17 protein-coding genes are annotated in these 14161 nt (G+C 70.3%); 11 read left to right on the plus strand and 6 right to left on the minus strand.

Annotated elements, in window-relative coordinates:
• Window positions 1-38 precede the first annotated feature (38 nt).
• Together ACIO3S_RS01725 and ACIO3S_RS01730 are read left to right on the plus strand one after the other, a co-directional pair.
• Window positions 39-290: a type II toxin-antitoxin system Phd/YefM family antitoxin gene (locus ACIO3S_RS01725; protein ID WP_350720710.1), complete on the plus strand. Its 252-nt coding sequence runs from the start codon at window positions 39-41 to the stop codon at window positions 288-290.
• Window positions 277-678 carry a type II toxin-antitoxin system VapC family toxin gene (locus ACIO3S_RS01730; protein WP_400458769.1) on the plus strand — a complete coding sequence of 134 codons (402 nt, stop codon included), beginning with the start codon at window positions 277-279 and terminating at the stop codon, window positions 676-678. Before ACIO3S_RS01725 ends, ACIO3S_RS01730 begins: the two co-directional genes overlap by 14 nt.
• A 34-nt stretch (window positions 679-712) precedes the next feature.
• Here ACIO3S_RS01730 and ACIO3S_RS01735 read toward each other — a convergent pair whose 3' ends face one another.
• From ACIO3S_RS01735 to ACIO3S_RS01755, 5 genes are all read right to left on the minus strand, one after another.
• Window positions 713-1543, minus strand: coding sequence for an esterase/lipase family protein (locus ACIO3S_RS01735; protein ID WP_400458770.1), 831 nt, complete (start codon window positions 1541-1543; stop codon window positions 713-715).
• Between the two features lie 109 nt (window positions 1544-1652).
• Entirely contained in the window at window positions 1653-3932 is a 2280-nt protein-coding gene (locus tag ACIO3S_RS01740; RefSeq protein WP_400458771.1) for a VanW family protein, read from the minus strand.
• Between the two features lie 62 nt (window positions 3933-3994).
• Window positions 3995-4351: a hypothetical protein gene (locus tag ACIO3S_RS01745; protein ID WP_400458772.1), complete on the minus strand. Its 357-nt coding sequence runs from the start codon at window positions 4349-4351 to the stop codon at window positions 3995-3997.
• Entirely contained in the window at window positions 4348-5271 is a 924-nt protein-coding gene (mshB, locus tag ACIO3S_RS01750) for an N-acetyl-1-D-myo-inositol-2-amino-2-deoxy-alpha-D-glucopyranoside deacetylase (RefSeq protein WP_400458774.1), read from the minus strand. The genes ACIO3S_RS01745 and mshB overlap by 4 nt, the downstream gene beginning before the upstream one ends.
• A gap of 10 nt (window positions 5272-5281) precedes the next feature.
• Entirely contained in the window at window positions 5282-5989 is a 708-nt protein-coding gene (locus ACIO3S_RS01755) for a (deoxy)nucleoside triphosphate pyrophosphohydrolase (RefSeq protein WP_400458776.1), read from the minus strand.
• 112 nt (window positions 5990-6101) lie between these two features.
• On the opposite strand from ACIO3S_RS01755, the gene ACIO3S_RS01760 reads away from it, so the two are divergent.
• A complete protein-coding gene (locus ACIO3S_RS01760) occupies window positions 6102-7757 on the plus strand; it encodes a D-alanyl-D-alanine carboxypeptidase family protein (protein WP_400458777.1) in 1656 nt (551 codons plus the stop codon).
• Window positions 7758-7791: 34 nt separating this feature from the next.
• Here the strand turns inward: ACIO3S_RS01760 and ACIO3S_RS01765 are convergent, their stop codons facing one another.
• Window positions 7792-8619, minus strand: a complete 828-nt coding sequence (locus tag ACIO3S_RS01765; RefSeq protein ID WP_400458779.1) for a thioesterase family protein — start codon at window positions 8617-8619, stop codon at window positions 7792-7794.
• A 45-nt stretch (window positions 8620-8664) separates the two neighbouring features.
• On the opposite strand from ACIO3S_RS01765, the gene ACIO3S_RS01770 reads away from it, so the two are divergent.
• The 8 genes from ACIO3S_RS01770 to ACIO3S_RS01805 all read left to right on the plus strand — a co-directional run bounded on the left by ACIO3S_RS01770 (window position 8665) and on the right by ACIO3S_RS01805 (window position 14137).
• Window positions 8665-9042 carry a DUF202 domain-containing protein gene (locus ACIO3S_RS01770; RefSeq protein ID WP_160024799.1) on the plus strand — a complete coding sequence of 126 codons (378 nt, stop codon included), beginning with the start codon at window positions 8665-8667 and terminating at the stop codon, window positions 9040-9042.
• Between the two features lie 28 nt (window positions 9043-9070).
• Window positions 9071-9466 (plus strand): acetamidase/formamidase family protein, encoded by a 396-nt coding sequence (locus tag ACIO3S_RS01775; RefSeq protein WP_400458782.1) that lies wholly within the window; start codon window positions 9071-9073, stop codon window positions 9464-9466.
• Window positions 9463-11001: an AtzH-like domain-containing protein gene (locus ACIO3S_RS01780; RefSeq protein WP_400458783.1), complete on the plus strand. Its 1539-nt coding sequence runs from the start codon at window positions 9463-9465 to the stop codon at window positions 10999-11001. Before ACIO3S_RS01775 ends, ACIO3S_RS01780 begins: the two co-directional genes overlap by 4 nt.
• Window positions 11002-11076: 75 nt before the next feature.
• Window positions 11077-11571 carry a 2-oxo-4-hydroxy-4-carboxy-5-ureidoimidazoline decarboxylase gene (gene uraD / locus ACIO3S_RS01785; RefSeq protein ID WP_400461049.1) on the plus strand — a complete coding sequence of 165 codons (495 nt, stop codon included), beginning with the start codon at window positions 11077-11079 and terminating at the stop codon, window positions 11569-11571.
• Window positions 11568-11882, plus strand: coding sequence for a hydroxyisourate hydrolase (gene uraH, locus ACIO3S_RS01790; RefSeq protein WP_350844098.1), 315 nt, complete (start codon window positions 11568-11570; stop codon window positions 11880-11882). Before uraD ends, uraH begins: the two co-directional genes overlap by 4 nt.
• Entirely contained in the window at window positions 11882-12757 is an 876-nt protein-coding gene (gene pucL / locus ACIO3S_RS01795) for a factor-independent urate hydroxylase (protein ID WP_400458786.1), read from the plus strand. The genes uraH and pucL overlap by 1 nt, the downstream gene beginning before the upstream one ends.
• Window positions 12758-12762: 5 nt before the next feature.
• Entirely contained in the window at window positions 12763-13596 is an 834-nt protein-coding gene (locus ACIO3S_RS01800; protein ID WP_400458788.1) for a MurR/RpiR family transcriptional regulator, read from the plus strand.
• Between the two features lie 61 nt (window positions 13597-13657).
• Window positions 13658-14137 (plus strand): nucleoside deaminase, encoded by a 480-nt coding sequence (locus ACIO3S_RS01805; RefSeq protein WP_400458790.1) that lies wholly within the window; start codon window positions 13658-13660, stop codon window positions 14135-14137.
• The last annotated feature ends 24 nt before the right edge of the window (window positions 14138-14161 follow it).

The raw sequence follows: 14161 nt of genomic DNA on the forward strand, positions 1-14161 counted from the left end.
GGTTGACCAACCTGGTTGACCAACCTACCGTGGATGTTATGGATGCAGCACATGTGGTGAAGGTGCAGGAGGCGAAGACACACTTGTCGAGCCTGCTCACCGAGGTCGAGGCGGGCGGCCAGGTCGTCATCGCCCGAGGTGACCGTGCCATCGCCCGCCTGGTGCCGATCGAGAGGCCGACCAGACGGATTCTCGGCGGCCTGCGCGTGAGCGTGCCCGACGAGTTCTTCGACCCACTCCCCGACGACGAGATCGCCGCCTGGGAGGGCTCGCTCGATGAAGACCTATGAGCGGGTCCTCCTCGACACCCACGCATACATCTGGCTGGTGAGCGACCCCGACCGGCTCAGCACCGTTGCCTACGAGGCCGTCATCGACATCGACACCGAGGTGTTCGTCTCGGCGGCGAGCCTCTGGGAGATCTCCACCAAGGCTCGGCTCAGCAAGCTCCCCGGCGGAGGCACCCTGGCCGCCACCTTCGAGGACCGCACACGCCTTCATGTCCTGGAGCGGCTGCCGATGGACTTCAACCACTCACGCCTCGCCGGTGAGCTCGACTGGGACCACCGCGATCCGTTCGACCGAATGCTCGCAGCTCAGAGCATGCTCGAGAACCTTCCCCTGGTGACCAAGGACAGCAGGCTGCAGGCGTACGACTCCATTCACACCATCTGGTGACCACATCGTCGGGGATGCCCTCTCCCGGCGGCGGTCAGCAGGTCTTCAGGCCCGGGGATGCGGGGCCTTCGTGGGTGAGCGCGTCGAGGGTGAGGGCGATGGCGGCGGTGCTCATCGGGATGAGCAGGTGGTCGGAGAGGTCGAGGGCGCAGGCGTCCTGGATGCGTACGTTGGTGGTGTTCGGGCCCTCGGCGAGGAAGCCGGAGGTGTGAGGCACGACCACCTCGTCGGTGGCGGTGACGATCTGGGTGTAGGAGATGTCGCCCGGGGTCTCGTCGCCGGCGTTCAGGTCGACGAGGAACGGCGAGCCGGCCGCCTGCTGGGCACACGACTGGCACAGACCGGTGGCTCCGATCGCGGTCCCGTCCATGACGATGGTCGTGCCGTGGTTCGAGGGGGCGAGGCCGACGAGGTCCTCGACGTAGGCGGCGCCACCGAGGTTCTTGATGTAGTAGCGCGGCATCATCCCGCCCTGGGAGTGACCGACGAGGGACACCTTGTCGGCGTCGGTGACCTCGCGTACGCGCTCGATGAACTCGCCCAGGTGAGCGGCCGAGTCCCGGATGTCGCCGGTCGCGCGGTTGCCGTAGTCGAACGAGTAGACGCAGAACCCCGCCCGCTTCATGGCCAGCGAGATCGGGTCCAGCAGCGAGCGGCGGTCACCGAAGGTGCCGTGCACCAGGATCACCGGCGTCGGGCGCGCCGCCGACGGCGCGCACGCCCAGTCGTTGGACCCGGCAGGGTCTCCGTAGGGCGACCCCGGCAGCGGGATCGCGGTCGGGCTCGACCCCGCAGCAGCGGCAGGCGGAGCCGGGACGAGAACGAGCGCGACAGCAGCGAGAAGACTCAGCAGGAACGGGCGCATGACCGCTTCAACGAATGGCTGTGATCCGCGTCACGGTCGACATCGCCGAGCCGGCGCGTCATGACGCGCCGACTCGGCGATGGTTTCGGTCAGAACCGGCCGACTCGGGTCAGTTGGGGTCGGCGGGCGGCGGCGGCTTCTCCGACTCGTCGGTGCACTCGACCTCGTCCTGCGGGATGTAGGTGGTCTTGAAGGTCTCGGTGTCGACCTTCGTGCCCGATCCGGCGTTGTAGAAGTCGCGCCAGACGTTGATCGAGAAGCCCGGGGCGCCGACGGTGTTCTCACAGTTGCCGTCGGTGATCTTCTGCTTGCCCGGCGACTTGAAGTCGTAGCGCTCGCCGGTGCGGGCCTTGATGTCGTAGATCTTGGTGGACCACATCTCGACGGTGACCGAGCCCTGGCCGCTGGCACTGGCGGGGTTGACCCAGGAGCGGATCAGGACGCCGTACTTGGTGTTGTTCTTGAACTTCAGGTCCAGCGAGGGCCAGGCGACGGTCGCCTCACGGCCGATCGGGTAGCGGTCGATGTAGAGCGAGTGCGCCTTGTGCTCGACGTCCTGGAGACCGGCGAAGAACATCGCGTTGAAGGTGGTCGTCGCCATCTGCGAGACACCGCCGCCGTAGTCCTCGCGGAAGATCCCGTTCTGGATCATCCAGCCCTTGGTGAAGCCGTTGGCGGCCGTACGCTCCCCGACGATGCCGTTGAGGGAGAAGGTGTCGCCCGGAGCGAGCACGGTGCCGTTGACCAGCTCGGCGGCGCGGCCGATGTTGACGTTGCGGTATTCGGCGTAGGGGAAGTTGGTGGTGAAGGTCGAGACCTTCTCCTTCACGCCCCAGGCCTTGGCCTCTTCGGTGGTGACCTTCGGCTTGGCGACCTTCGACTTCACCTCGACGGTGCGCTCGCCCTGGGGCGCCGTGACGACGTCGAGGAAGACCGCCTCCAGGTCCTTCTGGTTGAAGGTGACACCCGGCTTGGCGGGGATGACCTTCGGAGCGCCGTTGACCATCTTGATGGTCGCGTCCACCGGCTTCGCGGCGTCGTCGGCGAGGGCCTTCTTGAGCACCTTCTTGAGCTTGCTGGGCGCCACCGAGGCCTGCAGCTCGCCGTCCTTGGGGTCGAACCGGATCGCGTCGCCGAACTCCTTCGGGGACAGCTCCACCGGGGTCTTCTCGAACTTCAGCGTGATCGGGCCGGAGACCGCCGGCGTGGCGACCTTGTCGACCGCCTCCTGGACGTCGGCCTCGTCGACGTCGGGGGTGAGCTCCGCGAGAGGTACGTCGGCCTTGCGGTCGCCCTCGACGAGGAGCTGACCGGCGAGCGCGGTCTGGAGCGCCTCGTCGCTGACGCCCTCGCCGGCGACCGGCTGGGTGGTCTTGATCTTGCCCTTCTTGATGACGACGTCGCCGTCCTTGAAGGGGGTGCCGGCGCGCTTGTTCACTTTGGCCGCGACCTTGGCGATCAGCTTGTCGTCGGCCTTGATGACGGGCTCGATCTCGCCACCGCCGGTGAAGTGCTTCCACAGCTTGACCGGGCTCCAACTGCGTACGGCGTTGGCCTTCGCGATCGTCGCCTCGGCGTCGAAGCTCAGGCCCGCGTCGGCCGGGTTGACCTCGGTCGTGCTGTCGCCGGCGGTCACGTTGATCGGCTGACTGTGGGCCGGGGCGAACTTCTGGTCCAGCAGCGGCGTCGCCTCGTCGGCCGTCATGCCGCCGATGTCCACGCCCGCGACCGTGGTGCCCTCGGGGATCTTCTCCCCGGCCACGGCGTACGCAGCAGCCCACCCGGCGAAGGCCAGGATGGCGACGCCGCCCGCGACCGCGACGGCGACCTTGGTGCCGGTGCCGAGCGGCTTGCTCTCGGCCGCGACCGGCTGGGCGTAGTCGGGCTGCTCGAAGGCCGTCTCGAAAGGAGCAGGCTCGGCGGGCGCCGGCTCGTTCACGACGAACGGCCCGACGCCCATGACGGTCGCCTCGAGAGGCTCGTCATCGAAGTCGGGGACGTCCTGGACCTGGCGGTCGAAGGCGATCTCGGTCGCCGCGTCGTCCGCCAGGTCGGGGGCGGCGTCGGCCGCGTCCGGCTCCGGGGCGAACTTCCGGTTCTTCGAGACGAAGAGGAAGTTCTCGTCCTCCGGCAGCGGCGCGCGCTTCGGCAGCTCCGAGCGCAGCATCGTGCTGCGCAGCAGGGTCTCCTCGGCGGGATCCTCATCGGCATCGGTCGGGACCGGCGCAGCACCCGTCGACTCGGCAACACGAGCATCGATCTCGATCTGAGGGATCATGATCGTCTCGATGGCAGCATCGTCCGCGCCAGCTTGGCTGGCGTTGGACCCGGCCGCGTCAGTTTGCTTCGCGGGCTCGGGGGCCTTGGAGGCCTCGGGCTCATGGGACATGCGGGAGAGCCTAGGACCTATACCCCCCTAGGCCGAACCCGTAGCCCATCTTGGGACGTTCGTCACTTCGCGGCGAGGTCCTGATCGGCCCGGGAAGCGGCCCTCGACACGGTCGCGGTGGCCACCACGAGCATCAGCACGGCCCAGAAGATCATCAGGTATCCCGCCACGTCGCCCGCGACGGCATACCCGCCCGTCGGCCTCGGCGTCGCGGCCAGCGCGACCACGATCGCCCAGGCCACGGCGTACGCGATCCTCGCGGCCCCACGCGGCAGCACGAGCAGCGTCGCCGAGGACGCGGCCAACGCGAGCGGCAGACCCCACCACCAGGGGTGGACCGCGACCGCCGCGACCCCGACGACAAGACCGAGGAGAAGACCGGCCCCACCACGAGCCAGGCCGCCGCCGAGCGGCCTCACAACCCGGCGAAGAGGTCGGTCAGGGTGGTCCCGTCGACAGTCCCTTCGACGTCTCCCTTGGCGATCCGGAAGTGCTCGTGGGACCACGCGGTCGTACCGAGGCTGTTGGTCATCGCGAAGATCCCCTCCTCCATGTCCATCTGGGTGGGGTAGGCGCGCATCGCGGCGACCTTCTGGTCGGCGAATGCGGTGCCGTCGATCGCGGCGGCGATGTCGACGTCGGGGGTGGCCATCGGCAGCGGACCCTCGGGGTCCATCCCGCCGAGCGCGTCCTCGTTGCCGGCCGCGCGGGCCGCCCGCAGCCCCTCGCGGATCCAGCTCTCCGCGATCGCGGTCCAGAAGATCCGGTCGATCTCGTGGGCCTCGCCGAGCTCCTTCTTGTAGGTCGGCACGGCGGCGAGATGGGCGGCGTACGTCGCGACCCGGTGGGCCTGGATGTGGTCGGGGTGGCCGTAGTTGCCGAACTCGTCGTAGGTGACCAGCACCTGCGGGCGCACCTCGCGGATGATCGTGACGAGGTGGTCGGCGGCCTCGTTGAGGTCGGCGTACCAGAAGGCGTTCTCGCGGGCGTCGGGGTCAGGGAGCGCGTGGGTGCGGTCCTCGCTCCAGGTCATCCCGGAGTCACGGTAGTTGCCGAATCCGCCCAGCCAGCGGTGGTCGACCTGGCTGCCGTCGGGCGCCTTCAGGGCCGCCATCGCATCCTCGATCTCGCCCCGGCGGTGATCGCCCAGGGCGTCGTCCTGGTCCGCGGCGAGGTGGGCCAGCTCGGGCACCAGGATCTCGCCCATCTCCCCTGCCGTGCAGGTCACCAGGGTGACGCGGGCGCCCTCGGCGAGATACTTCGCCATCGTCGCCCCCGTCGCGATCGTCTCGTCGTCGGGGTGGGCGTGCACGAGCAGCAGGCTCTTCTGTGAGGTCACGTCCTCGATCCTAGGAGTTGCCCAAATCTGGGCGCTTGATCCGCTTCGGGTTGTCGGGGAGCTCGACGGGTTCGGGGGCGATCGAGTCGTCCGGCGCGTCCTCGGGGATGTCGAGCCAGCCGTCGTACTGGTCCACCAGCAGCTCCAGAACCATCTCCGGGGCGTCCGTCTCCACCGACCAGGGGTGGTCCTCGTCGTCGTCCTCGCCCTGGTAGCGCTCCCGGGTGACCCGGGCCGTCCAGCCCTCGCGCTCCAGCGTCGAGGCGGCCGAGCGGGCGGCCTCCTCCTCGAAGAAGATGCCACGCAGCGTGGTCCCTTCGGGCACGCCGAGTACGTGGCGGAGCGCATCGAGGAACGGACGGTCGGGCTGGAGCCAGTCGACCGAGTCGAGGTCCTCGGCCGCCAGCCAGAGGACCTGGTCGTGCTCGCGCGGCCTCGGCTCCCCCGCGACCACTCGGGCGGTGGCCGCGATCAGGCGGGCCTCCTCACCGATCGGCGCCTCGCCCTGCATCCAGTCGAGCACCTCGATCAGGCAGCCGAGCTCCTCGCCGATCTCCCGGACGAGCGCCGCCTCCGCCGTCTCCCCCTCCTCGACCTTGCCGCCGGGGAGCTCCCAGCGTCCGGCGGCCTCGGGCGGGGACGTACGCCTCGCGGCCAGCACCTGCTTGCCGTCGGCACTGAGGATCGCCGCGGCCACTACGGTCTTGGGGCTGTTCACGTGTGAGATTGTTCCCTAGACACCCGGAATGTGGTGTCACTTGGGTACGCTCCAACGCCGTGCCCCGCCGTCTTCTGCTCATCGCCTGCCTGCCCCCGTCCGGGGCCCGATCATGAGCGATCAGCAGTGGCCCCCGCGGCGCCCCGGCGAGCCTCGCCCGCCCTACCGGGGGCAGCAGCCCTTCCCCGGCCCGCGGCAGCCCCAACGACCACAGGCGCCGCCGGGACGGCCGCAGCAGCCGCAGCCCGGTCAGCAGCGGCCTCATCCGGGGCAGCACCAGCCCTACCCGGGCGGGCAGCGCTACCCCGAGCAGCGGCCGTACCCGGGTCAGCAGCAGCCCTACCCACCGGCACAGCAGCAGCCCTATCCGTCTGAGCAGCCGCCCTACGGCCAGCAGCCCTACCCGGATCAGCAGCCCTACCCGAACCAGCCGTATCCGGAGCAGCCTTACCAGGACCAGCCCTATCCGGATCAGCCTTACCAAGACCAGCCTTACCGGGACCAGCCCTACCTCGAGCAGCCCTACGGACAGCAGCCTCCCCCGGCGTACCCGCAGGGTTTCGGACCAGGCCGGTTCGGGCCGGAGCCGCCGAAGAAGCGGCGGTGGCCGAAGGTGGTCGTGGGTCTGCTGCTGCTCGCGCTGGTCGGGGTCGGCGGCTACGGGGCGTACGACTTCTACGACCAGATGCAGAAGTGGGAACAGACCACGACCGACGACCTGAACGGCGTCGGCAGCGACCTGTCGGCGGCCGTGGCGTCGCTGCGCAGCGTCGGCTGGGAGGTTACCGCCGCGGACATCGGCACCTGGCTGGAGCAGCCGGGCGCCTACGGCGACGGCCTGAGGCTGCGTACGCTGCAGGCCGACCCTGCCGGCACAGAGGGCAACAGCTTCACCGTGGCGGGCTACCGGACCTGGCAGGACACCTACGCCAAGCGCGACCACACCACGGTCGTGTGCGCGAACATCACCCTCGCGTCCGGGACCCAGAAGCCGCTGAGCGAGACGATCACGGCCTGCCCCGAGGACGTTCCGAAGACGGCCCCGGACGCCGGACAGGCCGACGCCGACGCGAACACCGGCGGGGTCACCGGTCATCTCGCCGAGCTGGCCGTAAAGGCCTCCGAGCAGCGCGCCGCCGGCGCCGCCGAGGGCAAGCTCCTCGAGGTCGCGGCACCGACGAGGCCGGTCGGCAACGTACGCGCCGACTCGACCGCGCTGGTGTGCGCGCCGGGGACGAAGGACCTCGGCGAAGGCGAGGGGTATGACGAGGGCAGGCTGATCCCCGTGCGACTCTGCGCGGTCGAGGGGCTGCCCAACACCGGCACTGAGAGCACCAAGGGCGACCCCTACTACATCGACGGCGCCGACGGCCTGACCGTCGTCAACGCACGCATCTCCGGGGCCGCGGCAGCGCTGGTCAAGAGGGCTTCGAAGCAGGGCGTCGACCTGGTCGCGGGCAGCTCGTTCCGGACGATGAAGAAGCAGAAGGCGCTGTGCCAGGAGGACGCCACCGGCGGCTGCCCGTCCGGCGACTACACGCTCACCGCGCAGCCCGGCCACTCCTCCCACCAGCTCGGCATCGCCATCGACTTCGAGCAGCCCAGCGCGACCGGCGGCAAGACCTGCGCGACGCGGGCCTCGGAGCCGGCCAGCGCGGTGTGGCGGTTCCTGAACAAGAACGCTCTGGACTTCGGGCTGAAGCAGTACTCGGCCGAGGCCTGGCACTGGGATGCGTACGGCGGGAAGGACCGCTGCGCCCCGATGTGACCCTTCGTGGCGCCGAGTCGGCGGATCTGACCCGTCAGGCGCGCGGCAGCCGAGCCAGCTGACGCGCCTGCGCGACCAGCTTGCCCTCGGAGTCCCAGACCTCGCAGTCCTCCTCGAACATGCCGCCCGAGAGGTTGCGTGAGAAGTGGGTGACCTTGAGCCAGCCCGGTGCCGGCTTGTGGCGGATGTGGCAGGTGAGCTCGAGGGTCGGCGCCCAGCCCGGCAGATCGAGCCCGAAGGTGACCGGCGGGAGCGCGTCGAGCACCTGCAGCAGCGAGAGCGGGTCGGGCTCGCGGTCGTGGTGGCGGAACCAGCCGGTGAAGACCGCCTCGCCGGTCGGCGCCGCGCCGCCCCAGACGAACTGCTCCTTCGGCACGCAGAGCTCGTAGCGGTCCAGCATCGGCACGAACTTCTTCATCTCCTCGGGCGCCGTGGTCGAGGAGAGGCACTCATCGAGCGGCGGCAGCTCCGGCTCGGTCGCGGTGACCCGCTCGAAGCCGCTGCTCTTGGCGTGGAGGCCGTCGAGGTCCGCGTACGTCGCCGTGGTGGTGATCCGCAGCTCCTCGCCCTGCCACAGCTCGGCGGTCGCGATGGCCAGCGAGCCCTTGTCGCGCTTGGTCTCGATGCGGACCTCCGCCGGCCCCGGGGTGCTCGCGCCGGCGTAGAACGCGCTCAGCACGATCGGGTCCGGGTGGTTCGGCAGGTGAGCCCGCAGCGCGTTGGCGATCACCGCGAGCAGGTAGCCGCCGTTGACCCCGCCGCCGACCACCCAGCCCGGCGCGAGGTCGGCCGCATACGTCTTCTGATCGACCCGACGGACCGCGATGTCGCGGTCGAACTCGGCCGGTTCCCTATTACCCATGGGTAATAATCTAGATCGGGACCCGATGTGGTGGACGATGGGGGCATGACCGAGACGCCATCGAAGGAGGACCCGCGGCACCCGCACTGGGTCTACCACCACGGCTCCGAGCCGGACCCGCGGTTCACGCTGGCCAACGAGCGCACCTTCCTAGCCTGGGCACGCACCGTTCTCGGCCTGCTCGCCGGAGCGGTCGCGCTGCACTCGTTCCAGGTGCCCTCCGCAGAGGGCGTACGCATCGGGGTGGTCGCCCTGCTGGTGCTCACCGCGATCCTGTGCACCGTCCTCGCGATGGTCCGTTGGGCACGGGTCGAGCGCGCGATGCGGGAACGGCGCCCGCTGCCGGCCTTCTCCACCGGGTTCATCCTCGCCGGGGCGCTGCTGCTCATCGCGGTGCTTCTCGGCGTCGCGCTCGTCTTCTGAACCGCCGGCCGATCCGCTCGTCACGAGCGTGAAACATCCGTTCCAGCTGGCCTACGTCGGCGACCCGCACTTCGCGCAGGGTGACGGCGAGGTCTCGCTGACGGCGTTGGAGGCGTCGCTCCGGGCGACGCGCCGCTTCGACCTGGTCGCTCGCGAGGAGGCCGCCACGCGGTTCGGCGAGCTCGCCGGTCCGCTGGCGGAGACCTCTGAGTTTCTGATTCCCACCGGGCTCGACGAGTCCCTCGACGTGGCCACGCAGAACTGCGTCCGTGCCGCGATCGCCCTGCTCAGCGCGCGCTTCGGGATGGAGCCGGAGGCTGCGTACGCCTATCTCTCGGCGGCCACCGACTTCCGGATCTCTCAGGTCGTCGACGTCGTCAAAGGCGTACACGCCACGATCCGCAAGGCAGACTTCGCCCTATGACCCCTCGACATGCCGGCGCCCAGCTCAAACCGGTCCCGCACGGGCTGCTGCAGGCCTTCCGGGCGTACGAGAGCGCGCTGATGTCCGACGACGTCGCCGCTCTGGACGCGCTCTTCGCCGACTCACCGACCACCCTGCGAGGCGATGCCGCCGGTCTGCTCGTCGGGCACGAGCAGATCTCCGCCTTCCGTGGGTCGCGCGGTGGCGCGCCGAAGCGGCGCATCGTGCAGACCCACGTGCAGGTGATCGACGACGACCACGCGCTGATCGTGGCCGTCACGGAGCTCGACCGCGGCGGACGCGGGCTCCAGACGCAGCTGTGGGCCCGGGACCCGGTGCGGATCGAGTACGGCGGCTGGCAGGTCACCGCGGCCCATGTCTCGGCGCCCGCACCGGCCTTCGACACCCGGATCTGGCGGGTCGTCGGCGACCCGCTGGTCTCCTCGCACACCGCCGACGGCGCGCTCTCGGGAGAGACCGTCGCGGTCAAGGACCTCTTCGCGGTCGCCGGTTTCGCGGTCGGCGCCGGGAGCCCGGCCTGGCTGGAGCAGGCGCCGACGGCACCGTCGCATGCCGCCGCCGTCGCCGCGCTGCTCGACGCCGGGGCGTCGGTGCGCGGAATCGCGCGCACCGAGGAGTTCGCCTACTCGCTGTCAGGGCTCAACGCCCACTACGGAGCGCCGCCGAACCCGAAGGCTCCCGGGCGCATCCCCGGCGGCTCGTCATCGGGGTCGGCGACCGCGGTCGCCCTCGGCCAGGCCTCGATCGGGCTCGGCACCGACACCGGTGGCTCGATCCGGGTCCCGTCCGCCTATCAGGGCCTCTACGGGATCCGTACGTCGCACGGGGCCGTCTCGCGCGAAGGCGTGCTTCCGCTCGCCAAGGCCTTCGACACCGTCGGGTGGATGACGCGGTCGGCGTTCCTGCTGCAGGCGGTCGGTGACGTACTGCTGCCGGAGGCTCCGGCGTCGACATCCGTCTCGGTGGACGAGGTCCACCTGGTGCCGTCGCTGGTCAGGCTCGCCACGGAGGACGTCGCCACCGCGGTGAACGAGGCGCTGCCCGAGGCCAAGCCGCTGGACTGGGAGGCGGCCAGGCTGGACGAGTGGCGCCAGGCCTTCGTGATCGGGCAGGCCTACCAGGCATGGCAGGCCCACGGGGCCTGGCTCGAGACCCGGCTCGACACGCTCGGTGAGGCGGTGCGCGGGCGGTTCGAGATGGCCCGGTCGGTGACCCGGGAGCAGGCCGCCGAGGCGCGCACCGTGCTCGCGCAGGCGCGTACGGAGATCCTCGACGTCGTCGGCGACCGCATCCTCGCCTACCCGAGCGCCTCGTCGGTGGCACCGACGGCGGCCGACGCTGCCGGGGCGCGCGACGACACCATGCGCCTCACCTGTGTCGCCGGGATCGCCGGCCTCCCCGCCGTCTCGATTCCGGTACGCACCTCCACCAACCTCCCGGCAGGGCTCTGTCTGGTCGCGGCACCCGGCCGCGATCACGACCTTCTCGCCCTCGCCCAGAGCTTCGCGGGGTAGCCGCCGGGGCGTTACACAAAGGCAACCTGCGTTGCGGACGCCGAAACGCTCGTTTCATAGGCTGCCCTGGTGACCATGACGCTCGCCGAGTTCCATGCGCTCCCCGCCGACGAGGCGGAGAGCGTCGTCGCCCCCTGCGTCGCGATCCCCTCGTGGGCGGCCGGGCTGGTCGCGGGGCGGCCCTACACGGACATCCCGGACCTGCTCGCCGCCGCGAGGCAGCTGGCCGCGGCCTGGACCGACGAGGAGGTCGAGGGCGCCCTGGCCGACCACCCCAGGATCGGGGAACGGCACTCCGGGGACGGGGCGAGCGCGGCACTCTCCGCCCGCGAGCAGGCCGGGGTCGACCCGGCCGACGCCGAGGTGCAGGCGCGGCTGAGGGCGGGCAATGCCGCCTACGAGGAGCGGTTCGGGCGGATCTACCTGGTGCGCGCGGCCGGCCGCAGCGCCGAGGAGATGCTCGCGCTGCTCGAGGAGCGGCTGGAGAACGACCCGGCTACCGAAATCACGGTGACCAAGGGCCAGCTCGCCGAGATCGCGCTGCTCCGGCTGCGAGGCTTGGTGGTATGACCACCGTCTCCACGCACGTCCTCGACGCCGCCCTCGGCCGGCCCGCCGCCGGGCTCGCGCTCTACCTCACCCTTCCCGACGACAGCGCGCGCACCGCGACCACCGACGCCGACGGGCGGGTGCGGTTCGACGGCGAGGTGCCGCCCGGGCCGCACATCCTGACCTTCGAGACCGGGCCGTGGTTCGCCGAGCAGGATCGCGAGACCTTCTTTCCCGAGGTGACCGTCGGGTTCACCGTCACCGCTGGCGAGCACCACCATGTCGCCCTCCTGCTCAGCCCGTTCTCCTACACGACCTATCGAGGAAGCTGATGTCGATCACTCTTGGCCCCAACCAGCACGGCAAGGCGGAGGTACGCCTGGTCAAGGTCGACCGCGAGGGCGCGCGGCACACGATCCACGACCTGAACGTGTCGACCCAGCTCAGGGGCGACTTCGCGACGGCCTTCACCGAGGGCGACAACGTGCACGTGCACGCCACCGACACCCAGAAGAATGTGGTCTACGCGAAGGCCAAGGAGCTCGGCATCACCTCGCCGGAGGCGTTCCTGCTCGACCTCACCGCCTACTGGGCCGAGCAGCCGTGGGTGACCGGGTCGGTGATGAAGGCGGAGTCCTACTCCTGGGACCGCATCCCGGCCAACGAGTTCTCGTTCGCCCGTCGCGGTCAGGAGACGCGTACGGCAGTCGTCAACAGCCACGGCGAACGAGCGTTCGTTCTCTCGGGCCTGAGCGACCTGGTGGTGCTCAAGTCGACCGGTTCGGAGTTCCACGGCTTCCCGCGCGACCGCTACACCACCCTCGCCGAGACGACCGACCGGATACTGGCGACCTCGGTCACGGCCTGGTGGCGCTGGGAGACCCATCCGGAGGACTGGGACGAGGCCTACGACCGGATCCGCGCGATCATGCTCGACACCTTCGCCGAGGTGCACTCGCTCGCGCTGCAGCAGACCATCTACGAGATGGGCAGGGCCGTGATGGAAGCCTTCGAGGGGATCGCGGAGTTCAAGATCTCCTGTCCCAACAAGCACCACTTCCTCGTCGACCTCTCCCCCTTCGACCTCGACAACCAGAACGAGGTCTTCTTCGCCGCCGACCGGCCCTACGGGCTCATCGAGGCGACCCTGCAGCGCGACGGATCGACCGAGCCGGACGCCTGGGCCTCGGTGCCGGGCTTCGCGTGATCGGCATGACCGTGAGCACGACTCGGGCGGACCAGCGGATCGACCGGCGGATCGCCGCGAACTACCAGACGCTCTCGCCCCAAGAGCGCAAGGCGGCCGACACGCTGCTGGAGCATCTCGACGACCTGGCGACCTACCGCGCGGCCGAGCTGGCCTCGCTCGCGGAGGTGTCCAAGGCGACGATGAGCCGGCTCTTCCGCTCGCTGGGATTCGACGGCTTCGACGAGGTACGCGACCACCTGCGGGGGCTGCGTACGGCCGGCGAGCCGCGACGGGTCGAGGGCGCCCCGGACCTGAGCGCCCACGCCGAGGGTGAGGCAGCCGCGATCACGCGGGTCGTGGAGCAGGCCGGCATCACCGAGGCGATCGAGGCCATCGCCAAGGCGAGCGACGTGATGGTCGCGGGCTGGCGCAACTCCTACCCGGTCGCCCTCCATCTGCGCCAGCAGCTCACCCAGACCCGTGAGCGGGTCACGCTCGCGCCCGCTCCCGGCCAGGTCATCGGCGAGGAGCTGGCCGAGCTCGGCGAGGGATCGGTGGTGGTCGCGGTCGGGCTCCGGCGCCGGCCGCCGGGCTTCGGCGAGTTCGTCGACGCCGCCGCGGCCTCCGGAAGCACCGTGATCGTGATCGCCGACCCGACCGGAACGGTTCACCTCGGCCGTGCCGACATCGCGCTGGAGTGCCCGGTCCAGGGCGCTCTCGCCTTCGACTCCTTGGCCGCGCCGATGTCGCTGGCGAGCGTGCTCGCCGACGGCGTACTCCACGAGCGGGGACGGGCCGGACGCGACCGCGTCTCGACCATCAGCGCCACCTACGACCGGCTCCACGAGGTCGAGTGATGTCGAGGAGCAGAATGACAGTAGGAACATCGATCCTCGGGCCTGTGCGAGGGGACTGGGCATGACGGACACCATGTGGCTGGAGCAGGCCGTAGCGCTGGCCGTGCGCAACGTGAACAACGGCGGCGGGCCGTTCGGCGCCATCATCCTGCGCGAGGGCATCCTGCTGGGCACGGGCCAGAACCGGGTCACCCGCGACCTGGACCCGAGCGCCCATGCCGAGATCGTCGCGATCCGTGCCGCCTGCAAGGAGGCCGACAGCTTCTCGCTAACCGGCTGCACGCTCTACACCTCGTGCGAGCCCTGCCCGATGTGCCTGGCAACCGCGCTGTGGGCGCGCCTGGACCGCGTCGTCTATGCGGCCGACCGTGACGACGCGGCCAAGGGCGGGTTCGACGACCGCGCCTTCTACGACCTGTTCGGGACCGGCCGCGCCAACGAGCACCACGACTGGCCGACCCGCGTCGACGAGCTGCGGATCCCGCAGGCGTACGACCCGTTCGACGCGTGGCTCGCGAAGCAGGACCGCACCGACTACTGACCCGTCGAGACGTCACTCCGGTCG

The sequence above is a fragment of the Nocardioides sp. NPDC087217 genome, assembly GCF_044744805.1.
Taxonomy (GTDB): domain Bacteria; phylum Actinomycetota; class Actinomycetes; order Propionibacteriales; family Nocardioidaceae; genus Nocardioides.

Coding starts and splice junctions, on each gene's coding strand:
- ACIO3S_RS01725 (WP_350720710.1), top strand. CDS start 39: ATGGATGCAGCACATGTGGTGAAGGTGCAGGAGGCGAAGACACACTTG.
- ACIO3S_RS01730 (WP_400458769.1), top strand. CDS start 277: ATGAAGACCTATGAGCGGGTCCTCCTCGACACCCACGCATACATCTGG.
- ACIO3S_RS01735 (WP_400458770.1), bottom strand. CDS start 1,543: ATGCGCCCGTTCCTGCTGAGTCTTCTCGCTGCTGTCGCGCTCGTTCTC.
- ACIO3S_RS01740 (WP_400458771.1), bottom strand. CDS start 3,932: ATGTCCCATGAGCCCGAGGCCTCCAAGGCCCCCGAGCCCGCGAAGCAA.
- ACIO3S_RS01760 (WP_400458777.1), top strand. CDS start 6,102: ATGAGCGATCAGCAGTGGCCCCCGCGGCGCCCCGGCGAGCCTCGCCCG.
- ACIO3S_RS01765 (WP_400458779.1), bottom strand. CDS start 8,619: ATGGGTAATAGGGAACCGGCCGAGTTCGACCGCGACATCGCGGTCCGT.
- ACIO3S_RS01770 (WP_160024799.1), top strand. CDS start 8,665: ATGACCGAGACGCCATCGAAGGAGGACCCGCGGCACCCGCACTGGGTC.
- ACIO3S_RS01780 (WP_400458783.1), top strand. CDS start 9,463: ATGACCCCTCGACATGCCGGCGCCCAGCTCAAACCGGTCCCGCACGGG.
- uraD (WP_400461049.1), top strand. CDS start 11,077: ATGACGCTCGCCGAGTTCCATGCGCTCCCCGCCGACGAGGCGGAGAGC.
- uraH (WP_350844098.1), top strand. CDS start 11,568: ATGACCACCGTCTCCACGCACGTCCTCGACGCCGCCCTCGGCCGGCCC.
- pucL (WP_400458786.1), top strand. CDS start 11,882: ATGTCGATCACTCTTGGCCCCAACCAGCACGGCAAGGCGGAGGTACGC.
- ACIO3S_RS01800 (WP_400458788.1), top strand. CDS start 12,763: ATGACCGTGAGCACGACTCGGGCGGACCAGCGGATCGACCGGCGGATC.
- ACIO3S_RS01805 (WP_400458790.1), top strand. CDS start 13,658: ATGACGGACACCATGTGGCTGGAGCAGGCCGTAGCGCTGGCCGTGCGC.